Raw genomic sequence first — 26349 nt, 5'->3', positions numbered from 1 at the left:
CTCACCATTTCATACCTTGGATGGGCTCCGGACCCAATCCGCCCGCCCTGCCCATCAAGGCGCGGTGTAGGTCGGCACTGCAGTGGGTGACACCAGGAAGAAGGCTCGTGAGGGAGCGATGAGGGTCTGAGCGCTGAGATTCAGGCCGCTGGCATCGGCCTCATCCAGCCAGACGGCGAGACCGGAGCTGAGGTAGAGATTGCGATAGCTGTTATCTCCAGGGGTCACGTCACCATTCCACAGACGCAGACGGGTGGCCTCAGCGGAAGTCGCCGCAGCGGTGAAGCCTGACTCGGTCGTCAGCCCCAGTGTCTGCGGGCTGTGAGCCATGAGTGAGCCACTGCCGAGGAGCTGCGCCCCCTGCTTCACAGGCAGCACCAGGACGGTATCACGCACGGCCCCAGTGAGGACGAGCGGCACCGTGCCGGAGCGGACGTGGATGAGGAGTCCCTCTCCTGGGGCCAGCACACGGCTGCCAGTGGCATCGCCAGTCCAGCCTTGGGCTGAGAGCCAGACTGTGCGGAAGGCACCCGTGGTGGCATCAAAGAGCAGGAGACGATCGGCATTCGCAGCTTCAGTACCAGCGAGGAAGGCGTCAGCGGAGAAGAGTTGCGCCAGAGTCCAATGCGGACGCACGGCGATGACCGCCCCGCTGAGATTTGGCACCGCGCTTTCATAAGCCAAAGCCGAGTGGGTGGTGGCAGTCTCATCCAGTTCATAGCGAGCCCCAACGTTCGAACCGCTGAGCACCTCGACATAATAGCTCTGACCCGATTTCAGCTTGGACTTCACACCCGACGGTGTCTTGCCTCGATAGACATCGGCTCCCAGCAAGGGCATGCTGAAGCTCTGTTGGCCGCTCAGGTCACGGCGCACCCAGGCCTGGACTTGGCTGGTGACCGTCGCCTCGGGAATGCCGTTGAGATCTGCATCCAGTATGACTTTCAAGCGCAGGAAGCCCGTTTCACCCGTAGCGGCGACATCGCGGTAACGCACAGTCTCGGTGCCGTCGTTATTCTGCGTGATCGTTGGTGTTCGAGTGACGCTGGCCCAGGCTCCTGTGCTCAAGTCGGCACGAGACTCCAGTTTGTAACCCGCATCCGCACGGCCACCGGTTGGGCGAATCATCACCGCATCGACTCGGCCTGTCGCGGCATCGGTTTGCAGGAAGAATCGTGTCGTTTGCAGTCCCGAGGCTGGATCGGTGCCCAAAGCATATTCGAGGAAGTTCGCCGAGCCGTCGCTATCCAGATCATCGGTCGGGGCACCCACCGAGGCAGCGACATCACGCCAGGTGGTCGGTGTAGCGGACGAGTTGGAACTGCTCACGGAGGTGACTGAGAGCACATTCGTTTCCGTCTCCGAGAGCCCGAAGCCTAACAAGGTTTGAGCTTTAAAGCCAAAGTCAATGGTCAGATCATAGTCGGTATCCTTGGCATTGTCAGAGCTGCCATTGTAGCCGCCTTCAGCCGTGCCCGCAGGTGCGGTCCCGGGTTGGAGATTGATGGGGAGACTGGAAATACCCGTCAGCGCAGGGTTCGTCGCGTCCACACCATCTTCACCGAGGTTATCATCCGCCTTGGTGGTTTGATGTCCAGTCACCGAGGTATAGTTGTAGAGCGGTCCATTGCCTAACAAGCCGAGCAGACCCGCCTTGAAGTTATCCGCAGCGATGTGCACGATGTAGGTGCCAGCGGACAGATTGCTAAACAGATAAGCCCCGGCACTGTTCGTCGTGGTGGTCAGCAGCGGTGTGGAGACCCCAGGGATATCGGTGCCACGATACAGGTGAACGATGACACCCGACGCCCCTTCACCCGAGGTGTAAGTGCCATCGTTGTTGGTATCCTTGAACACCATGTTCCCGATGCCCAGATCAGCGGGTGCCGTTTCACCCACAATGGCCACGAAGCCAAAGTCGATGGTCAGGTCATAGTCGCCATCATGCACGTCATCCGAGGTGCCACCGACACCGGATTCAACAGCGCCGATTGGGCATTGATCCGGTTGCAAGATAACCTCGGCTGCGGAGATGCCCGTGAGCATCGGTGTCGCGGCATCGATACCATCTTCGCCGAGATGATCATCCCCCGTCGAGGTTTGCCTTCCGGTAACCGACACGTGATTATACAACGGTCCATCTGCCGTTGCAGGCAAGGCGACGCCGCCGAGTGAAGTCAGGTTCGGCTTAAAGTTATCCGCAGCCACGTGAACGGTATAACCACCGGGTGGCAGGCCACTGAAGAGATAGCGGCCGTCACTGTCGGTGAACGTGCTGGCAAACGGAGTGGCGATGCCGGGCTGATCGCCACTGCGGTAGAGCAGCATCCACACACCGGCGGCACCTTCACCTGCATCGTAACGACCATTGGCGTTGGTATCTTTAAAGACCACGTTACCGACGCCCAGATCACTTGGCACAGGCACTCCCGTGAAACCAAGGTCGATGGTCAGATCAGCATCGGTGTCGTAACCTGCATCTTGAGTCCCTGCGAAGCCGGTTTCCTTCGAGTTATTCGGCTCCGTGCCATAGTCGAGATCAAACGGAATCGAACTCACCCCTGTGCTGTTCGGATTGGCGGAGTCGATGGTGTCCTCGTTCACGCTGTCATCCGTTCCATCATCCTCCCCAAAGCTAGGCACCGTGGATGCCCCCGCCAAGGCCGCACCAACGGCGAACTGGGATGCTGGAATATGGATGAAGTAAGAGCCTGCCCCTGGAGCACGCAGCTCGTAGGCACCTGTCGAACGCGAGTAAGTCTGCGCAAGCGGTGTCGAGCTCGTTGGATCATCACCGATCCTGAATAGCTGCAGCAAGACACCTGGCACACCGAAGTCATTGGCAGCCGAGAAGCGGCCATCGCCATTCACATCCGAGAACACAAGGTTCCCCACCGCGATCGGTTTTGGAGAGAAGCCAAGGTCCACCGTGAGATCCGAGTCCCGATCAAAGGAGTCATCCTCATAGGACAAGTAACCCGTTTCACCGCGTTCCTCATCGGGTGCCAATTGAGGCAGAACCGCAAAGGCCGCTGTGCGTGCCCCGGTATCGAGCGGGTCACCAGGAGCAAAGGCATCCTGCCCCACGTTATCATCCACAAAGACACCGTTGGAGTTAGGCGTGGCCACGGATGGCACGAGGTTTTCCAGAGCGCCTCCGCTTTCAAACTGCGAGTAGTTCACCCGGATATGGTAGGAGCCCGGCGCGATATTGAAGCTGTACAATCCATTGCCTCCCGACGTCGTCGTGGCCAGAGGCGCATTCGCTCCAGCGGCATTGGACCAAAGCTGAACCGTCACGTTATTGATCCCCAACTCGGTGTTCGGGTCAAAGATACCATCACCATTGGCATCGCGGAAGACGAGGTTACCGATCTGAACGCTGGGCACGAAACCAAAGTCACGCGTCAGGTCCACGCTGGCGTCATTGGCATCGTCGCTGTCACCACCTTGACCACCTTCAGCACTGCCCACCGGGCTGCTGGAGGGATTCAGTTCGAAAATGGCCGTGCTGATGCCATTGAGCTCAGGCTGACCGTTGTCCAAACCGTCTTCCCCGATGTCGTCATCGCCGACATTGGTGTCCGCCACACTGGCATGTTTGAAGAGCGGCGAACCACTCAGGAACATGGTGTAAGGCACATGGATGTAGTAGCTCCCCGGTGTGAGATCGGCGAAGAGATAGCGCCCGTTCTCATCCGTCGTCGTGGTAGCGACTGGCGTGTCGAAGATCGGAGACATCCAGTCGGCAAAGAGCTGCACCTCCACTCCGGCCAAGCCTTCACCCGTATCGGCACGGCCATTGTAGTTACTGTCCAGGAAGACCAAGTTACCCACAGACGCGAGCTTCGAGAAACCGAAGTCAATGGTCAGATCCACATTCGCATCATTGGCCTCGTCCATGAAAGTATCCCGGCCAAACTCGCCGAAGATGTCTTCCGGTTCCGTGCCTGCCTGGAGATTGAACACGGGGGAGCTGCAGCCATTGAGAACATGGTCTTCGTCACTGCCGTTCTCGTCGGAATCATCATCCACACCATCATCCCCACCCTGACCAGGGAGTGAATTCCAGCCATACAACGGCTTCCCTGAGGCAAACTCACTGGCCGGGATGTGCACAAAGTAGTTTCCTGGATTGAGGTTGGCGAAGAAGTAGATGCCTTCGTTCGAGGTCACCGAGCTGGCCAGCGGTGTGGCGGTCTGTGGGTCCGCACCGGAGGGGAACAGTTGCACCCGCACGCCGTTCACGCCTTCACCCGAGTCATACAGACCGTTGGCATTACCATCACGGAAGACCAGATTCCCCACACCGACGGCATCTGGATTGATCGTGGCAAAGCCAAAGTCCACGGTGAGATCGAAGTTATCGTCATCGAAATCGTCGTCGGTATGACCGATCCCGGTTTCGGTGCCTGCGTTCACCGGGCTGCCATCCACATCCAAGGTGATCACACGAGAACTGATCCCGTTGAGGGCCAAGTTCGCCTCATCGATGCCATCTTCACCTGCATCATCATCTGCAAAGCCGGTCTGGGCCCCCTGAATGGAGATTGTTTGATAAAGAGGACGTCCTGGGGCAAATTCGGTGGCAGGAATGTGCAGGATGTAACTGCCCGAGCTGAGGAAATTAAAGAAGTAACGACCTCCGCCACTGGTCACCGTGGTGTAAAGCGGCGATGAGACTTCTGGAGTCTGATCTGCGCGATAGATCTCGACCGTCACGTCATCCACGCCTTCCCCGGTATCGGCGACGCCATTGGGGTTATTGGCATTGACTAGACCACTGCCGTCCAGGAACACGAGGTTACCGATGCCCACGGGGCTCTGGAAGCCAAAGTCGATCGTGAGATCCACGGCGGCATCATTTTCATTGTCGGAGGCGCTATCCAGACCTGTTTCGCCATTGGCATCAGTTGGAGCTACACCTGGATAAACACTGATGACCTGGGAGCTGACACCATCCAGAGAAGGTGTGCCGGTATTGATGCCGTTTTCACCGACATCGTCATCCCCCACCAATCCTTCTTGGATGCTGACACGCTGATAAAGCGGTGCGCCGGAGGCAAACATGCTCTTCGGCACATGCACGATGTAAGTGCCTGGGCGGAGGAAATCGAACAGATAGCGTCCACCGTTGGCCGTTACTTGGGTGAGCAGCGGTGTGTCCGTGCCGGGGGTTTGATCCGAGCTATAAAGCTGGAGGGTCACACCATCCAATCCCTCACCCGGGTCATAATGCCCGTTGGAGTTGTTGTCCATGAACACGAGGTTGCCCAAGGCGACAGGACGGAACAAACCGAAATCCACCGTGAGATCGGTGTTCTCATCGTCCGCATCGTCATCGGTATAGTCAAAACCCGTTTCCGTCGTTGCGTTGGTCGGCGCACTGTCCTGCGTCAGAATGACACGTCCTGTGCTGATGCCATCCACCGTCGGATCGCCCGAATCCAAGGAATCTTCCCCTTGATCATCATCCCCACCCTGGACGCCTTCCAAGCTGTAGAGCCCGCGTAGGACACCTGAGCTCTGGAACTGCAGTGCCGGGATGTGAACGAAGTATTGCCCCTGCCACAATCCAGCGAAGAGATACTTCCCACCATTGGCGGTGATCGTGGTCGCCAGCGGCTGATTGGAGTTCGGACTCTGGCCCCAGTTAAACAACTGCACCACGACATCATCCACACCTTCACCCTCATCGAAGCGGCGATTCCCATTGGCATCGTTAAACACCAAGTTACCGATGCCCATCAACCCGGGCTCCACAAAACCGAAGTCCACGGTCATGTCACCGTTGGCATCCACCGTGTAATCGTCGAGATCCCCACCGCTGCCAGCTTCGGCACCGCCCAAGGTATTGCCTGTCGGCTCCAGACCTGGAGTCAATGTGATGATCGGGCTGACTGTCTCCGTGCGGGTGCCGCCGTCTTGGATACCGTTATCGTCATCGTCATGTTGATCATCCACCGCATTGGTCACTGGACTGCTGAAGCCCGATCCTGCCAATGGCATCCCATCCACGAAGTTGAGCGCAGGAATCTTGAGCTGGTAGCGGCCTGCCACCTGCCCTGAGAAGTAATACATGCCGCGTGCATCAGTGAACGTCCAACCGATGCGCGTCTCGGCACCATCAGACAGGTCGTCATTGGCATCATGCCACAGCTCCACACGCACGGCAGGGATGCCCTTCTCCGCAGGATCGCGGACCCCATCGGCATTCTCATCATTCCAAACCACGCTGCCAATAGCCACCGAGTCTGTGAGCGATGTGAAAGGTCGGCCAAAAGCCAGATCACGCGGACCGGACCAGATTTCACTGTTCGGCCCAGGTGGTGAAGGAATCGGAGACTCAAAGATATCCACCGTGCCATTGGGTGCACCCGCAGGGTCCACCCGCAGCAGCGAGCCTGTGGCATAGGTGCCACCCACCACAGGTTTACCCCAGTTATAACCAGCGATGTAGAGTTTACCATCGCCAGGGTTCATCTCGATGTCCCGTGTATCCACCTCACCTTTCCCGGAAGAGCTGATCGTCGCCAGCAGTTGCGGTGAGCCTGGAGATGCGGGGGTGGAAAGATTGATGCTGAAGATTTCTCCGTCGGAACGGTTCACGCCGTAAAGAGTATTACCGTGAATGTCGATGCCCGAGATGATCGCAATCGGCTGACCGCCGGGCACCATGTTGACGAGTTGTGAATCCGTCACGATGACATTGAGCATCTGCCCGGTGACGCTGCTGTATCGGCGCACTTCACGAGTAGCTCCATCTTGGATAGACAGATAGAGATTGCCATCAGGTCCCACATTCATGTCCTGGATTCCACCTTGGCTGATGAAGGTATAAGGTGCTGTCGAGCCCATCGGCTGCCCAGGCGTGCTGCTCAGGGGGCCGTGGAAACGCACCACTCGGTTGGAGTTCACATCGACAACGTAGAAGTTCCCATCCGCACCGATGGTGAACTGCTGGAGAGTCGTCACCGCAGCAGTGGTTGGAGAGAGGACGGTGCCTTCATCCACGCCTGCAGGTGTGATCTTGCGCAGATTGCCAGCACCGAAATGAGCCACATACCAATTTCCATCAGGACCTAACTCGATGCCATAAGGTACATCGAACGGATTGCCATCTCCTTGGTTATGGCTGGTCCCAAAAGGATGCTGGAAGAGCCCCGTGAAACGCCCTGTGGATGGGCTGTAGGTGTGGATGCTGTCATCGTGAGTGGCCGAGACATAAGCCGTGGGCACCACATTGCAGAGTCCGAAGTCCACCGTGTTATCGGCGTAGCCAGTGCCGGTCGAGCCCGGTTCGGTGCCGGAGGAAAGATTGATCACCGGGCTGTAAATGGCTCCGCCAGCCACCTGATGACCGTTATCGTCGTTATCCACGCCGTTGTCCAAAAGCACCGTCGAAGCACTCGACAACGGATGTGACTGAGGAGGCACGGGCAGACGCACGTAGTATTTGCCTGGAGCCAGGGCCACGAAGTTATAAGCGCCGCCATCCTGAGTGGTGGTGGTGTCCAGTTTCTGGTCATCCGTGCCGCCGATGAGGCTATCTGCACCTGCGCTCCAGACCTCCAGGGCAATGCCATCCAGTCCAGGCTCTCCAACGTCTCGCAGACCATTGTCGTTGGTGTCTTCCCACACGAGATTGCCCAAGCTCAGACCGCGATAGAGACCGAAGTCGATGGTGTAGTCAGTATCGGCATCTGCATCATCTGCGGTCGGCTCACCGCCGGAAGTCAGTTGGATCACCGGACCATAAATCACCGTGCCAGGACCACCCGGCTGGCTGGCGGAGTTATTGTCGGAATCGACGCCGTTGTCTGCATTCACCGGATTTCCGCCCGGGATCGCCAGTTCCGACGGAGGAATCACACGCACATAGTAGTAACCAGGCAGGAGACTGGAGAAAGCATATTTGCCCTGCGCATTCGTGGTGATGTCCGCCCCGATCTGCACATCCGCATTGGGCCCAGAGCCGCCGATCGCATGATCCGCACCCGGATCCCAAAGCTGAACCGTCACGTTCTGGACGCCAGGCTCACCCGCATCACGCAAGCCATTGAAATTCGCATCTTCATAAACGGTATCACCAATGGCTAGGCCCTTCACCGTCAGAGAGTAATTCTTGGTCACCGAACAGCCGTAGATATCGGTAGCTCGAGCGCTGAAAGTGGCGGCGCCAAAAGCAGTCGATGTGCCGCTCAGCACACCGGCTGAAGACAGGCTGATGCCCGCTGGAGGCGATCCAGCCACCACCGTCCACACATAAGGCCCGGTGCCACCCGAAGCGGTGAGTGAGCGTGAATAGGCAACCCCGTAATAGGCATTCTCCAGCGTATCTGGAGTGATCGTGAGCGTTGGACACACGGTGGTCAGAGAATAACTGCGCGTTCCCACACAGCCATACACGTCTTCAGATCTCACGGTGAAAGCCGTCGTGGTGGCCACGGTGGCGGTGCCGGAAATCAAGCCTGAACTTGAAAGCGTGAGCCCTGCGGGCAAGGCACCTGCCGAGATCGAGTACGTAAAGGGTGCCGTGCCGGAGGAGGAAGTCAGGCCGCGTGAATAGGCCGTGCCCACGGTGGCATTCGTCAGAGATGATGGGCTGAGCGTGATGGTGGGGCAGGTCACGGTCAGCGTGTAAGTATAGCTTCCGGAGCAACTCAAGCTCGAGTCAGTGGCCCTAACCGTAAAGGTGTAAACTCCAGGTGCCGATGTGGGTGCTCCTGAGATCACACCTCCCGAGGAAAGGCTCATGCCCGATGGCAAAGAACCATCGATCCGTGACCACGTGTAAGGGGCTGTGCCACCGCTGGCGGTGAGCGTCTGGCTGTAGTCCACATTGTTCTGAGCCTCAGGCAACGAGGCGGGTGTGATGGTGATGACCGGGCAGCCGATATTCAAGGTGTACGAACGTGAGCCTGTGCATCCACTGGAATCTTGTGCCGTGAATGTCAGGCTGAAGTTACCGATTTGCAGCGGAGTGCCGCTGAGAACACCACTGGATGAGAAGGTCATGCCCAAAGGCAGTGTGCCTGCTGTGCGTGTCCACGTGTAGGGGCTGCTGCCTCCGCTAGCCGTCAAGGTCTGGCTGTAACTGGCGAACTGGCTTCCACTCGGCAAGCTGGTGGGAGAAACCGTGATGGTGGGGCAGTTCACGACCAAGGCGTAAGCCTTGGTGGATTGGCAGTTGTAGGCATCGGTGGCGCGCACCGTGATGTTGTAGGTGCCCGGGGTCCCGGTCGGTGTGCCAGAGAGCACCCCACCCGTGGATAGGCTCATGCCGGTCGGAAGGGAGCCCGCGCTGATGGCCCAAACGTAAGGCTGTGTGCCGCCCGTTGCCGTCAAGGTTTGGGCCGAGTAAGCGACGTTCTGTGTCGCTGCAGGCAGCGAGGCTGGTGACAGCGTGAAGGTTCCGCAATTAACCGTGACGGTATAACCACGATTGGCGGAGCAACCGTTGGCATCGGTGACCACAGCGGCAAAGCTGTAGCTACCGGGAGCACCCCCAGGTGTACCCGAGATCACGCCAGCCGAAGACAGCCCTAAACCAGACGGCAGCGTGCCTGTAGCAGACCAGGAATAAGGTGCGGTGCCGCCCGTTGCCGTCAGCGTCACTGGACCGTAGGCGCTGTTAAGTGTGGGTGAGGAGAGGGTCGTCGGCGTGATGCTGATGGCTGGACATTGAATCGACACTGTGTAAGCACGCTCCGCCTGACAGCTACGCGCATCAGTGGCACGAATGGTGAAGCTGTAATTGCCCGGTGCCGTTGGTGAGCCGCTCAGCACACCTGCTGTGGAAAGATTCAGTCCTGTGGGCAGGGCTCCAACCACCACGGACCAAGTGTAAGCAGCCGTGCCGCCGGTGGCCGAAAGAGTCTGGGAATACGCCGCCCCTTGTGTGCCAGCCGGTAAGGTCGTTGGGTTGATCGTGATCGTTGGGCAAACGACCGTCAATGTGTAACTCCGTGTGGTGATACAACCTGAGGCATCCACAGCGCGGGCTGTGAACGTGTAAATCCCCGTAGCCGCAGAGGATGTGCCGCTCAGCACGCCGCTGGAACTCAATGTGATGCTCGAAGGCAAGCTGCCGCTTGTCACTTTCCAGGTATAAGGTGAATTGCCCCCACTGGCGGTCAATGTGGCGCTATAGGCGACCTGCTGTGTCACCAGAGGTAGTGACGTCGGTGAAATCGTAATGGCAGGGCAGCCACGCAAACCAAAGTCAATCGTCGTTTCGGTATTGGTGGCTCCGGTGCTACCAGGTTCAGCTCCTGCGGTTAAGGCAAAAACCATGCTGTTGATCGAGCTTCCGGCCCCCTCGGGCTGACTGCCGTTGTTATCGTTGTTCACTCCATTGTCAGTGGTCACCACCACGCTGCTCGCCAGGGATAGTGAAGCGGTGGGGGTGAGACGGACATAGTAGTTCCCAGGCGTGTAGATGCGGAAGCTGTAGATACCGCTGCTATTCGTCGTGGTGGTTTGAAGAACCGTATCTGCGTCGCCACCACTGCCACCAACGGCGTTGTCGGCACCTGGATTCATCAACTCAACCGTGACACCACTCACCCCCGATTCACCGGTATCCCTGAGGCCGTTGTTATTGAGATCACTCCAAACCAGATCCCCAAGGCTAAATCCAGACCACAGACCGAAGTCTATCGTGGCGTCGCCACTGGTGCCGTCGGCATCGATGGTGGCATTCGGTTCGGCATTGACAGCCAGATCAATCACCGGGCTGTAAAGTGGCGTTCCCACCCCGTCAGGCTGACTGCCGTTGTTGTCATTGTTCACGCCATTGTCTAGGGTGACTACCACACCGCCAGTAAGTGGGAAAGACGCGAGCGGGGTCACTTTCACATAATACTTCCCAGGGATTAAGTTGGTAAAGCTGTAGGCACCGGAGCTGGACGTAACAACAGAGGTTCCGACCTGGACATCTGCATTCGTATCCGTGCCACCGATGGCGTTATCGGCCCCAGGGCTGAAGAGCTGCACGGTGGCGCCGCTGACGCCAATCTCATTGCTATCCTTCAGACCGTTGTTGTTGGTGTCACTCCAAACGAGGTTCCCCACACTAACCCAAGGTGAAACCGAGCATGGTTCCGTAATGATGGTGGCGACACCTGAAGGATCCGTTTCAAAACTTCCCTCGGTGGTGCTTCCTGGCGTGTAGTTGAAAGCGGAGAGAGCTCCGGTTTCCGAATACGTCGGTGCGGATGTCAGATCCACCGTGCGGAGCACCATTCCCGCGCCGCCGCCCATGAGCAGGCCTTCCCAGGAACCGCTGCCGATCCCCATTCCCGACCAATTGGCGGCGTTATTCACCCGGCTTACATCCAGCACGAACTGGAAGCGCACCGTCGAGCCATCTTCAGTGACTTTATTTTGCAGGAAATCCCCAGCGGTGGCACTGCCACTGGCGGTGCTTACCATGAGGTTGGATGCTGTCTGCCAACTCTGATGGCCGAGGGATGGATCATAACGATAGATGGTGCAGACAGGAGAAGCCCGGTTGAACCCATCCATGTAAATGACTGCATGCTCACGACTTGCGGGATCAGCCCCGGTGCTCACCAGGAGCCATAGCGCATCCACCTTGCGACCCGAAATCTGAGTCAACGAAGCATCGAAGACGAGGCGCTTCAGAGCCGCGTCATAGATCATATCCAACTGATCCACATAAGCCACATTGGCGGCATAGTTGAAATCATAAGGCTGATCCGGCACCCACTCCGAGACTTGGGCTAAAACACCGTCGTGGTTCGCATCCGTGAAGGCAAAGTGGTAGCAGCCGGTCGCGCTCGGCCCGGCAGCTTTGAAACCAAAGTCCACGGTCATGTTCCCGTTATCGTCATCGCTGTCATCGAGCGTGTTTCGGAAGCCGGTTTCGCCAGTGCTGTTGGTCGGCAAAGCATTATCCGCCAGCGTGATGAGAGGACTGGTGATGCCGTAGATTGCAGGGTTGGCATTATCCACCCCGCTGTCGCCGCCAGCATCATCGTCATCACGTGCATCATCGGCAGGGGATGCCGGTGTCAGGGACAGCGTATTGGCCAGCGCCTTGCTGCCAGCAAACTCAGTAGCAGGAATGCGCACATAGTAGTTCCCTGGCAAGACATCCGTGAATTGGTAAGTTCCCCGGGTGCTGCCGCTGTTGTTCGTCGTGGTGGTGCGCAGGAAGATGCCATTCGCATCGAGGAGATCCACTCGCACATTGCCCACCCCTTCCCCGCTATCATAGACGTTGTTGTTGTTCCCGTCTTTGAACACAAGGTTACCGACCTGCGTGAAGATCGGCCGCAAACCGAAGTCGATCGTTGTTTCGGCATTGGTTCCGAACGGAGCGATCAGATTCCCTGGCTCTGTCAAGGTGGACAGATTGACCATCATCGAATAGATCGGCGCTCCGGCGGCAGCTTGAGTGACACCATTGTTGTCATTGTCCACGCCATTGTCTTGGCTACTGCTGACTGAGCTGCGCTGTGGATGACTCGGCGGAGGCGTCAGTTTGATGTAGTATTTACCACTGGTTAGGCCGCTAAAGAGATAAGCCCCTGAATCATTGGTCACGATGGTGTCACCGACTTTGACATCGTCGTCATCGTTCACCACGGTGTTCGAGGAGAAGTAGAGTTCCACCCGAGCCCCGGCGACACCATTTTCCCCCACATCCACCTGACCATCGTTATCGTTATCGCTCCAAACAAGATTGCCGATGGAGAGAGACGCGCAGAAGCCGAAATCCACGGTCATCTCCTGGTTGGTTCCGCCAGTGGTTTTCTGGCCAGGCTCAGCCCCGAGTGCCAGGTCAATGACCGGACTATGAACGGCAGTGCTGGAGCCTCCAGGCTGGATACCATTGCTATCCCCATCCTCACCATTGTCCTGCGTATCCGAAGGGCTAGCCAAGGGCCATGCAGCATCCGGTGTGGGGATTTTGATGAAATACTTTCCGGCCGTTAGTCCTGAGAACAGGTAGAAGCCATTGACATCCGTTACGGTGGAAGCCTGAGAGATGTCATCTCCGGTATTGGCCAAGCCATCGTTGCCAGCTTTCCAGAGTTGCACCGTCAAGCCCGAGATCCCTGCCTCACCGGCATCTTTGCGACCATCCGCATCCAGGTCTTGCCACACGAGGTCACCGATCGAAAGCGTCTCCGGTGTGCTGGTCGCGTTTCCTTCCAAGATCACGTTATCCACATCCACATAACCGCTGCCGTTGCCTCCCCAGAAATACAGTTCCAGCAAGAATGACTTCCCAGCCAGTTGGGACCCTGTGGGCAGCGCAGTCGCTCCGCCAACAAAGCTTTCCCAATTCAAGGTGATCGAATACCAAGAGGAAGTCGTGTCCAGTGTGAAGGTGCTGGAGACCGCAGTGCGATAGGAGCCTCCGTCATTCCAAGTCAGGAATGCCTTTACCTGGGAAGGGGCCAGGCTGTCCACACGACGCGCATCCAAGTTTAAGTTACCGATGGTTCCGGTCGCTGTCGAAGCCATGTCAAACCGCACCCAAACGCTGTCCTGACGCTGTGTGAGATTGGTGCGTGTCGTCTCCAGAGAGCTGTCATAACTGACATCCCAGTCTTTGACTCGACGGCTCAAAGCGCCACTCAGAATCGGCCCGTTGGCAGTAGGCTCACTGAGATCGAGAAGACCATTCATGCCTTCCTCAATCTGAAGATGAGCACCGTTCACCACACTGCTGTTTTTCAGGCTCGGAGGCACTGGCAGGCCTCCCGTGCTCACATTCATGTCATATTCGAGCAGCCGGGAGGCGGGTGCTGGCACGGCACGGAAGGCGAAGTCCAGGGTGTTATCGACATCACTTCCGCCGCTGATATCGCCAGGTTCACGTCCTACGCCCAATTGAATGACCGGGCTTGTCACCACGGTGCCTTTGCCCCCTGCCTGCACGCCATTGTTGTCGCCGTCCACCCCATTGTCAGCACTCACCTGAGGTCCGGATGAATAAGACTGAGCCGGAGGAGGGGTGGCAATGCGCACATAATAACGCCCAGGAGCCAATCCACCGAAGACATAGCTGCCGTCACCAGCACTGGTGGTGGTGCCGACCGAGGTATCATTGCCATTGTCCGCAATGCTATCGGTGCTGGAGAACAGTTGGAGGGAAACTCCCGCAATCCCTGTTTCACCAGCATCCAACTGCCCGTTCTGATTGACATCATTCCAGACCAGATTTCCCAGAGACAAGCCTTGCATCACGACCGTAAACTCTTTGGTGGTTTGGCAGCCGTAAGTATCGGTGGAGCGCACCGTGAAGGTCGATGTCCCAGATGCGGATGGGGTGCCACTGAGAACACCAGCGGTGCTGAGGTTCAGCCCTGCAGGCAAAGCCCCGGTCTGAACGGTGTAGATGTAAGGCGATGTGCCACCCGTGCTGCCGAGCGTTTGGCTGTAGGCGACTCCTCGGTAACCTGAGTTCAGAGAGGCTGTCGTGATCGACAAGGTCGGGCAGACGGTGGTTAACGTAAACTCCTTGGTCCCTGCGCAAGAGTAAGCATCGCGAGCCTGAACGGTAAAAGTGCGTGTGGTGGCCTGAGTCGGCACACCACTCAGCACCCCGCTGGGACTCAACGATAAACCGGAGGGCAGCGAGCCACTGGTGATCGACCACGTGTAAGGGCTGGTGCCAGATGCAGCCGCTAAGGTCTGACTGTAAGCTGCCCCTACCGTGCCATTCGGCACAGAAGCCGTCGTCACTGTTACCACGGGGCATGTCACCGCCATGGTATAAGCCCGCGTCACTTCACAAGCATTGGAATCCGTTGCAGCGACAGTGAAAGTGTAGCTTCCCTGAGCCCCCGTAATAGTTCCGCTGAGGACCCCTGCTGTGGAAAGACTCATGCCCGTGGGCATGCTGCCGGTTTTGATCGTCCATTGATAAGGTCCCGTGCCACCGGAAGCCGTCAGCGTCTGATCGTAGGTGCTACCAGCCGTGGCATCAGAGATGGAGACAGGTGCAATGGCGAGAGCCGGGCAAACCATCGTCAGGGTATAACTACGAACGCCGGAGCAACCATTGGCATCAACCACCCGAGCCACAAAGTTAAAGCCGCCCACGGCAGAGGTGGTGCCGCTCAAGACACCGCCTGTGGACAGAGTGATACCAGACGGTAACGAACCGCTCTGCACCGACCAAGTGAATGGAGCTGATCCAGCGGAAACGGTGAGAGTCTGGCTGTAAGCGACCGAGGCCGTGCCTGAGGGCAAAGTGGTGGGAGAGAGAGCGATGGTAGGGCAGACCACCGTGAGAGCATAGCTGCGGGTGGCCGAACAGTTGCGGGCATCCATCACACTGGCTGTAAAGTTGTAGGTGCCGGGAGCCGCAGCCACTGTGCCACTGATCACCCCTGCTCCGCTCAAAGTTAAGCCGGAGGGTAAGGCGCCTGCACTGACCGTCCACACATAACTCCCGTTGCCATTGCTGGCCGAGAGAGACTGAGAATAGATGCTCTGCTGAGTCGCCGAAGGCAAGCTCGCTGGACTGATCGCAATAGCAGGACAAGTCACCACCACGCTATAAGCACGGCTGGCGGAACAGTTGGTCCCGTCCGTTGCCCTAACCGTGAAATTGTAAGTGCCAGGAATCGAAGACGGTGTGCCACTGACCACACCATCACTGCCGACGCTCAACCCAGTGGGGAGCGCACCGCTCTGGAAGGTGAAGGTGTAAGGGGCGTTTCCACCGCTGGCTGTGATCGTCTGCGGGGTGTAAGTCGCGAACTGCTGCGCATTGGCGAAGGTCGTGGCCGACAGCGTGATGACCGGGCAATTCACCGTGAAAGTATAAGCCCGAGTCGTGGTGCAATTGTTCGCATCGCGAGCTTGCAGCGTGAAGTTGTAGGTGCCCGCCTCACTACCTGGAGTGCCGCTCAGCACACCCGCGCTACTGAGGGAGAGTCCCACAGGAAGACTGCCTGAGAAGACCGACCAGGTGTAGGGAGCGGTGCCACCTTCCGCCGTCAAGGTCTGGGAGGCATAAACACTGTATTGCGCACCTGCCGGTAAGGTCGCGGGCGAGATGCTGATCGTCGGACAAGAGATCGACAACGCATAGGATCTGATACCGGGACAGCCATTGGTGTCACTGGCTCGCGCCACAAAGTTATAAGTGCCAGGGAAACTCGTGGGGGAACCCGAGAGCAGTCCCGAACTCGGATTCAGAGTCAGACCCGCAGGCAATCCATTGCTGCCATCTGCCGTGGCAGAATACCGTAACAAGATCTCCGAGGCAGTCAGCGCGCGATTGTAGAGAGCCACTTCATCGACTCCACCTTTCCAAGCATAGCTACTGCCGCCGTTGTTACCGATACGCATCGGCTCCATGCTGTGATTGATTGCCGTGCTGTAGCTGAGGGTGGAGACCATGCCTCCGTTCACATAGAGCTTCAGAGAAGTCCCATCATACGTGCCCACCACGTGAGACCAGACGCCTGGAGTTAACGTGGCCGTCACTCGATTTGTGGCCCGGTCATTGACCCAGAAGCCAAAGGTATTGGAGTTCCCCAGTTGTCCTAAACCGAAACCGTTCGTGCCAGTCGTTCCCGTCGTCTTCGTCACAATGACGCCGTTGTTCGTTAGGCCACTGGTCGCTGGATTCACCCAGGCCTCGACCGTGATGCTGGTCGGCCGCAAGCTGCTTGCATCCGCCACCTCCACCACATCATCCACACCGTCCATGCTGAAAGCGCGCCCCACAGCACCCGCCGTGTAAGCCACTCCATTCAGTGACACACTCGGATGCGTCCCCAATGCATCACCAGGGCCATTTTCTCCCATCCACAGATTGATCACACCAGCAGGCAACTGTGGACCGACTGTCCATGTATAGGGCGAGGTGCCGCCCGTCGCGGTGAGGCTCTGAGAATAGAACGCATACTGCGATCCCGCAGGCAACGTCGTCGGGGAGATCGTGATGACTGGCTGTAAGAGTGCTTGGGTATAAGTCTGCGTTGCCGAGCAACCGGCAGCATCGGTCACCCGCAGCGTGAAGGTATAGTTCCCTGGCAGCGCTGAGGCATTCGGGGTGCCACTCAAGACACCAGCGGTGGATAAGTTCAGACCCGAAGGCAAGCTCCCGCTGCTGACAGCCCAGGTATAAGGAGAGGTTCCCCCGGTGGCACTCAGCGTGACGCTGTAAGGTGCATATTGAGTCGCTGAGGTCAAAGCATTGGGGCTGATGCTCAATACCGGACAGATGCGGAATCCAAAATCGATGGTGTTATCGATGTTCGTGGTTCCCGCTGAGCCGGGTTCGGTCGCGGGAGACAAGGTGATTAACGGGCTGAGCACTGCCGTTCCCAAACCACCCGCCTGGATACCATTGCTGTCATTGTCTTCACCGTTGTCAGCCGTATCATTCACCGCCGTGATGAGGGGGAAGCTGCTAGGAGGAGTCGGAATGCGAATCCGGTAAGTGCCTGCGGCATAGACGGAGAAACTGTAAATGCCCGAGGCGTTGGTCGTCGTGGTGGCCAACACGGCGTTGGTGCCACCGTTGAGAAGCTCCACGGTGACCCCGCTGATGCCACTTTCTGAGGCACTTTGATAAACACCATCCGAGTTGGTGTCGGCCCAGACAAGATTCCCCACCGTAAAGCCGCTCCACAGACCGAAGTCCACGCTCAGTTCGGTATCGGGATTGGTATCCCCATCGTTGACAGGCTCCGTGCCCAGAGCCAGCTCGATGACAGGGCTGAAGAGCGCTGTTCCAGGACCGCCGGGCTGACTCCCGTTGTTATCGTTGTTCACGCCATTGTCCAGCGTGACCGGAGTGCCGCTGGTCATGGGCAAATTGGCCAGAGGGGTGACCTTGACCACATACTTGCCAGGTGCCAATGCCGTGAAGTTGTAAGCTCCCGAGGTCGATGTGGTGGTGGTGGCCACCAGCACATCATCAGCATCACCCGCGATGTTGTCGTCCGAGGTGTAAAGTTGGACCGTGATACCGCCGAGACCGAGTTCGGTGCCATCGCGAACGCCATTGTTGTTGAGGTCGTTCCACACCAAGTTACCGAGAGTTAAGGTATTGGTCGGAGCCACCTGACAGAGAGAGACAAAGTCCACCGCCACAGGCCCGGTGCTGGATCCTCCGCTCAGCACAAAATTGGCGGTATTGATCTGGGCCGCTGTCGCCGATGCCGCAATACGGAAACGCCAGGTGAACTGCTGCCACTCCGGCTGGGTGCCGTTGGTGACCGCTTCAGACCAGTTGTTATACTCCGCCCCCGTGAAGCCGTTGATCGACGTGGTCGGCGTGCTGAAGCCGCAGCACTGAAGGCTGCCTGCGGCCGAGGCCTGCATTTCCGCCATCGGCACGCTGTAGTTTTGATACAATCCAGGACTGTTCCCCGTGATCACTTGGAACACTTGGGTGTTGGCCGTCAGATTCCAAAGAATGGACGCCGCCGCATCACTGGCATTGGCCGCCCAAACGGAAAGCTGATATTCCCGGCCCGCTTGGAGGACAGAACTCCATTCTCCCCCATTGGCCGCACGCAGACTGATGCCTGAACTTGTGCCCTGAAGCAGCACATGACGCCGGCCGTGCCGTGACTTGAAGCTCTCCACCCACGAGACACGGGCACTGCTGCCTGCCTGCACCTGCACACGTTGGATCGGTTCGCCGAGGCCACTGGTCCCATTGACACTGCCCACCCATTGATAGGCATTAACGCCCGTTCCGAAACCCGTCCCGGTGCCGTTGTAGGCCATCACACTCGTTGCTGTGCCAGTGCTATTGGGTAGCTGTTGAAATTCAAAACTTGGATTGTCGAACAAGTTGGTGACGTAGCATCCATCCAGGTTGGCAAAGCCAAAGTCCACGGTCGAATCGATGTCCGTGCTGTCCCCATCCACCCCCGACGCAGGTTCACCACCTGCCGTGAGAACGATCACCGGGCTTACGACCTGGGTGCCGCTGCCTCCAGGTTGCAGGGCGTTGCTATCGTCATTCACCCCGTTATCCAAGCTGACGGCAGTGCCGCTGACTGATGGGAAATAGAGCGGTGGTGTCGGAATCCTTACATAATAGCTACCAGGGATCAGATTCACGAACTGGTAGAGGCCATTGACATCGGTAAACACATCGGTGGCGGCCTTGACATCGTCACCCCCGCCATTCTCGCGGGTGCCATTCGAGCCCACCGTCCAGAGCTCCAGCCTCAGCCCCGAGATCCCACTTTCGGCGGACTGCCGCAGCCCATCATTGTTCATGTCCACCCAGACCTGATTACCAATGCCTAAACTGCGAGCAGACATGGTGTAGCTCCGAGAAGCCACACAGCCGCGGGCGTCAGTGGCACGGATGACGAAGCTGGCCGATGCTGTCGCGGTTGGGGTGCCGCTTATCACACCCGATGAACTCAAGGCCAGGCCAGCAGGCAAGGCCCCCGAGGTGAGTGACCAACTGATCGGGCTCGTGCCGCCATTGATGCTCAGAGTCTGGCTATAGGCGGCACCGATGTAGGCATCAGGCACCGTGGTTGTGCCAATGGAAATGGCCGGGCAGACGGGCTCCAAGGTGTAGGTGCGTGTTCCGGCACAACCGGTGAGATCTGACGCACGGACGGTAAAAGTCGTCCCGATGTTGTTGGAGGGCGTGCCGCTAATCACCCCGCTGGAAGAATTCAAGGATAAGCCCGCTGGCAGACTGCCGCTGGCAAGGCTCCAGGTATAGCCCTTCCACTGCGTGATCGGCTGGCTAGCGAACCCAGGCCCAGACCAGTAAACCATGGCCACCGCCCCACCACCATTTTCATAATACTCCACCTTCACCGGCACCGTTGTGCCTGCCGTAAGATTGACATTGGCCGCATAATTAGTTGGGGCTTGATCCTGCCACTGATCAATGATCAAGACGTTGTTTACCCACACCCGCAAGCCGTCATCACTGGTGGTCCGGATGGTGTAAAGCCCCGTGGACTCCGGCACCAAGTTGCCGGTCCAACGCACGGAAAATCCATTGGAAGGAAGCGCTGCATCCGGAGATCCATTCCCCCAATCAAAATTGATGGCCGCATCCTGCCGTGTCAGAATGAGCGTGTTAAAGTTCACCCCGGAGTAATACTCGCCTGTTAGGCCGATCGCAGGGGAAGCGCTCAATACCTGACTGTAAGCAGACCCCACAGTCGCGGTGGGCAAAGTCTCCGGTGTCACCGTGACGGCGGTGCAACCAGCGGTGATCGTGTAAGAACGGGTGCCTTCGCATCCCTTCCAGTCCCGAGCCCGCACGGTAAAGGTGGCCGACTCCGCCGTGGCCAGGGTGCCACTGATCGCCCCGGTATTGGGGTTGAGAGCAAGACCTACCGGCAGGGCTCCGCTCACCACAGCCCATTCATACGCCGTCCATTCCGTGACGGCTTTCATAGAGAATGAGGGACCAGACCATTCCAATCGGGCCACGGCATCTCCACCGTTTTCATAATACTCCATCCGGATGCTCACCGCCACACCACTGGTCAAACTGACATTGGCCGTGTAGCTCGTTGAGCCTTGATCTTTCCACTGATCGATCACCAAGACATCATTCACCCAAAGACGAACGCCGTCGTCAGACGTTGTCCGGAAGGTGTAGGTCCCAGTCGCCGACGGAATCACCTGCCCCGTCCAACGCACCGAGAACACATCTGTCGGCACGGAACTGTCTGGCGAACCGGTCCCCCAAGCGAAATCAATGGCGGCATCTTGACGGGTCAACAGCGGCGTGTTGAAGCTGGTGCCCTGGAAGTATTCGCCTTTGAGACCGCTGAAGTAATCACTGGTGAGGGTCTGGCTATAGGAGAGACCGGCTTGCCCTGGTGGGAGAGTGGTCGGATAGATGTTAATCGGCGAACAACCGGCGGAGAGCGTGTAGGAGCGAGTCGCCACACATCCATTCACATCGGTGGCTCGAAGGGTGAAAGTCGAAGACGCTCCGGCAGAAGACGTGCCGCTGATCACACCACCCGAGGTCATGCTCAGCCCTGCAGGTAAAGACCCTGTGCTGATGCTGAATGTGTAGGGCGAGGTTCCTCCTGACGCCGTCACGGTCTGCGAATAGGGGGTGCCCGCCGTGAGGTCGGCCAGGATCGAAGGGGCGATGGAGATCGCCGGACAGACCTTTAACGTCGCGGTAACGCTCCCCTGACAGCCGTTGGCATCCGTGGCGCGCAGCGTCAGGGCTACACCTCCGCCATTGCCTGTCGTCGGTGTGCCGCTCAGCAATCCAGAGGTGGGATTCAGCGTCAGCCCGGCTGGCAGAGTGCCACTGCTGACCGACCAGGTATAGGTCCCCGAACCACCCGTAGCGTTCAAGGTTTGACTGTAAACCACCCCGACATTCGCCGCCGGTAAGGTGCCTGGAGTCACGGTGACCGTAGGGCAGACCGGTGTCAGCGTGTAAGCGCGCTCACCTTGGCAGGTGTTCGAATCCGTGGCCCGGATCACAAAACTGGCCGATGACAAACTGGTGGAAGTGCCGCTGATGACCCCGGTGCTGGAATTGAGGCTTAAACCCGCAGGTAGGCTGCCACTGCTGACACTGTAAATGTAGGGTGTGGCACCTCCTGAAGCAGTGATGGTTTGCGTATAACTGGCACCCATGACTGGCGCCGCTGGAGAGGTGGGAGCCAAACTGATCACCGGACAGATGCGCAGCACGATGGCTCTCGAGACCTGACAGCCGTTGGAGTCCGTCGCCCGGAAAGTGATCGAAGTCCCTGCTCCATTGCTAACCGTGGGGGTGCCGCTGATCACGCCGGTCGAAGCCGCGAGAGACATGCCTGAAGGAAGGCTACCCGAGGTCACTACCCAGTTGTAGGGAGAGCTGCCGCCGGAAGCCGTCAAAGTCTGACTGTAGCTGACACCGACACCCCCGGCCGGTAAGGTGCTTTGATTGATCGTGAGGGTGGGGCAAGTCGGCGTGAGAGTATAGCTGCGCGTCCCCGTGCAACCGCTGGCATCGGTGGCCTGAATGGTGAAGGTGGCCGCCGTGGCGCTATTCGGTGCTCCGCTCAAAACACCGGTGCTCGCATTCAGCGTCGCCCATGCAGGGAGGCTTCCAGCACTCACCGAATAGGTATAAGGCGAGGAACCGCCGCTTGCGGTGAATGTCTGCGAATAAGCTGCACCTGTGACGGCTGTCGCCAGAGTCGTGGGACTCACGGTGATGGTCGAGCATTGAAGCGTGACTTGGTAATCTTCCACTTCCCCGAGACCATAAGCCCCGGTGGCAGGAACCGTAGCGAGAGAACTGAGTCTCAGACGGACCCCAATCGGCGCGCCCTTCACGGCCGTCGCCGGCACATTGATGGTAAAGCTGCGCGTCTGCACCGTGCCGCTTGTACTGATGGTCGTTTGCGGGATGACTTGCTCACCCGTCCCATCCAAGGCACCGTCGTTATTCCAGTCCATCCAGCCTGCCAGATAGGCATTGTTGCCGGTGTTGTTGTAGATGCTCAAAGTCAGCGTGCTGCTGGCCCCGAGCGTGAAGGAGGGCATCACCGTATCTTCATCGTCCGTGCCAGTGTTATCGTCTCCAGTCGCACTGCTGTTCGCGGGATTGGAAGTTTCTGCATCCGTCGGGTTGGTGCCGATCCGCAGATTGCTATTCACCACGCTGCTAGCGGCTGCAAAGGGGCCGTGATCACCATAGTCCACCGGAGCGGGCTGAAGCGCGACGAGGTAGTCCTCGACCTCACCGATGCCTGCAGCCCCCGTCGGCCCAGCATTACTCACGGAGGAAAGACGGAAGCGCATCCCCGCCATCCCTGTGGTCGCACCCGCAGGCACCGAAATGGAGATGTTTTGAGTGACCCCATTCGTGCCATTGGCAATCATTCGATTGGCGATCACTTGTTCTCCCGCATCCGTCAGATCGCCATTCAGGTTCGCATCCAACCAGGCACTCAGATAGACGGAGCTGCCTGAAGTGTTGAGCAGCTTCACAGGGATCACCACCGTGCTGCCTGCGGTCATGATTTCCGGCATCGTCACGCCGTCTTCATCATCGATGTCGTCGATATCATCACCATTCGCCGTCATGTTACTGCGCGGCTGGCTTTCGGTATCCACTTCATTGCCCAGGCGGATGGTGGTGCTCCAGGTGCTATTGGCCGACGCAAAACCAGCGTAGTCACCATAGTCCTGAGTGGAGGGCTCACAATCCGAGAACGATACCGCGTGAGGACCGTTTAAGCTGGTGGTCAGTGTGCGAATCAAGCTTCCTGTGCTCGAATACACATCCAATTCACTTTCGCCATAATCCACCACATACAGGTTTCCATCCGGGCCCCACTTGATCCCCGTGTAGGGATTCGAGCCTGAATCCAAGGTCACAAAAGTGCTGCGTGTGCCAGCCGGAAAGGTGATGGCATCCACCCTGCCATTGTTGGAGTTATTGTTCCTGACATTGACATACAGACGGCCATCCGGCCCCCAAGCCAATCCGCGCGGATATTCCCCCGCAGGCCATGTCGCCACCGTGGACTGTAGGGCACCACTGCTGTCGTAGATACGCAACGAGCCGCCCGAGATGTTCTGAGTGATGTAGAGTTTATTCGAAGCATCAAAGACCAACCCGGCAGGACTGCTGGTGCTCAGAACGGTTCCAAAGACATCGCCGGTCTGCTGATTGAAACGAAGCACGTTGCCGGCATTCTGGTTGGCAATGTAGATACTGGAGTCTTGAGCCACCGCCATCTGATACGGAAAGTTCAAACCCTTCCCAGAAGTCACCAGCGTGCTGATCAACTCACCCGTGAATGGGTTGTGCTTCGTGATGGTATTGGCAGATCCGTTGGCAATTAACAAGGTGTTGTCACTGACGCGATATCCATAGTTAGGCGAACTCAAGCCCGAAGGCGTCCACGTCGCTAAATGCGTCCCGGTATCCCCGCTGAAACGGCTGATGGTGTTGTTATTGTAGTTCACCACGACGACGGCAAAGGTGGGACATGCACTGGCCACATTGACCACATAGTCTTCCACTTCACCGACGCCACTCGACCCAGTGCTTCCTGGGCTGGTGCTGGTAGTCAGACGAATACGGCAGCCGATCGGCCCTAGGGTGGCATCCGAAGGAACGGTAAAATTCACCACGCGGTTGGCGTTGTTGGTGCCATTCGCGATCGACAAGTTTGTGGCAATCTGCTCCGTGGAAGACAGGACACCATCATCGTTCCAGTCCATCCACATGTTCAGGCGCGCGGTCGAGCCTCGGGTATTGGTCAGACGAAGGGTGGCGGAAGCACTCTGCCCCTGAACGAGAGATGTGAAGGTCACACCATCTTCATCATCGTCCCCGAAGTCATCGTCGCCCGTCGCGGTGTCATTGGTGATCGCGCCACCTTCGGCATCGATCAAGCTTCCGAGTTTCAACCGGCTATTGACCGTGCTGCTGGCGGTGCCAAACCGGCTGTAATCCCCAAAGTCCGACGAAGCACTGTTGATCCTGAGGGTGTAAGAACGTGTGCCGACACAGCCGTTCACATCCGTCGCACGCAGGGTGAGGGTGGAGTTACCCGATGAAGTCGGCAAACCGGAGATCGTGCCGTCCGATGAATTCAAGGTTAGCCCCGAAGGCAAGCTGCCACTGCTGACATCATAGACATGGGGAGGGGTGCCGCTGGAGGCAGAAACAGTCGCGGTGTAATTGAGGCCGAGCGTGCCGTTGGAAAAGGATGTGGGGCTGAGCGTAATGGTAGGGCAGACCACCAACTTCAAGTCACGGCTGCCCTGACAACCTGCGCTGTCGGTCGCTCGGAAGCTCAGGTTGGCCCCGGCATGGGCGCTTGTGGGTGTGCCACTGATCACGCCTGTCGAAGTATTGAACGACAAGCCAGTCGGCAAGGAGCCGCTGGTGATGCTCCAAGTGTAAGGAGCCTGACCACCCGAGACTGTCAGCGTCTGGCTGTAGCTCGTGCTGATCATCGCATTCGGCAGCGCCGTGGGAGCGATCACAATCGGACTGCAGAAGGGGTCGGTCGTATAACTGCGCGTGCCGTAGCATCCCTTGGCATCCATGACGCGTATGGTGAAAGAGGCAGCGGCGGAGCTGGTGGGCGTGCCGGAAATCACCCCGGTCGTCGCATTCAAGGAAAGCCCCCCGGGAAGACTGCCACTGGCCAATGTGAAAGTGTAAGGTGCCGTGCCGCCCGAGGCGGTGAGTGTTTGAGAATAGGGCGTGCCCAAGCTGCCGGAGGCCACCGTCGCTGGGTTCACCGTGATCGTTGGGCAACTTTGCTGGAACAGCATCGAGTCTTCATAGGTGAAGATGTTCGTCGCATAGATGCTCATCGTCAGACCATCGGCAGAGATACCATCCCCCCCGTTATACAGATTCCAGCCGTAATAGGCCGAGTCGATGGCCACGTGCCCGTCGGTGGTCAGCAGATTGATGAAGCTCGTGTAGGAGCTGTTTGGCGTCAGCCACATCACGGCAAAACTACCGTTGCTGGCCGTGGTATTGATCGAACCCAGAACGCGTCCGGTATTGCTAACGGCTCCCACAATTCCCCCTAGAGTGTCTGAAGGTTGCAGTAGCAAATTGGTTCTCGAGCCTAACAAGGTGTCATACACAAAAGGCGAAGAAACGTAGCTGCTTACAATTTCTGAGGAGCCCGCATAGCGCCCATCTGGACTCACTTTTCCGCCCTGGATCTTTTTGAAGGTCACTTGCGTGTTCCAGCCGGCAGCGATGCTCCCCTTCAGGATGCGGCCATTCCCATCGGTATCGATGACCAACAAGACGCTGCCGTCTGAAGAGGCATCCAACACTTGTTTGACCCCACTGATCACCGTGCGTTGTTTGCTGCTCAGATTCCAATATACCCCTTGGCTGGGGGTCGATCCCAAAGCGCCATCCGTGTCGATGGTGCCGAAGGCATGCGTGCTGCCTGCGGTAATGGCGCAGGGGATGGCGGTGATCGTGGGACTTGTCGCACTGTAAAGCGAGGTCACCGTGCCCGCGCTACGATCATAAAACCATGGGATGATATTGACGGTGCCACCGACGGTCCATTTCTCATAACCAACAACATCCCCCTCATCATTAACGTCTTGCCCAAGGGCATATGCATGCGTGCTATCCACTTTAGCAATGTCCGTCACCACCGGTAGGGTGGTGGTCATCAAGAACCCGCGGGTGGTGCCGCCAAACCTAACCCCTGTTGCATAACGGCCGTCTGGAGAAATGGCCATGATGTCTTGGGACTGATAATAACCCTGGCCGCCTAACACATCTTTGCCGATGCGTGTCACCTTATACTGGCTACCCACCGTTTGGGCCGAAAGCTGAGCGCCAAAGAAAATGCCGACCGCGAAGAGACCTAGAATCCTCCCTATCAC

1 protein-coding gene is annotated in these 26349 nt (G+C 57.9%); it reads right to left on the bottom strand.

What is annotated here, in order from left to right; genetic code table 11:
* Positions 1-54: 54 nt before the first annotated feature.
* On the bottom strand, positions 55-26349 hold the full coding sequence (locus B5D61_RS25915; protein ID WP_176159632.1) for a putative Ig domain-containing protein: 26295 nt from the start codon (positions 26347-26349) through the stop codon (positions 55-57).

The sequence above is a fragment of the Prosthecobacter debontii genome, from assembly GCF_900167535.1.
Classification (GTDB): Bacteria; Verrucomicrobiota; Verrucomicrobiia; order Verrucomicrobiales; family Verrucomicrobiaceae; genus Prosthecobacter; species Prosthecobacter debontii.
The sequence above is the reverse complement of the archived record's forward strand: the minus strand, read 5'-3'. Positions and strand labels throughout refer to the sequence as shown.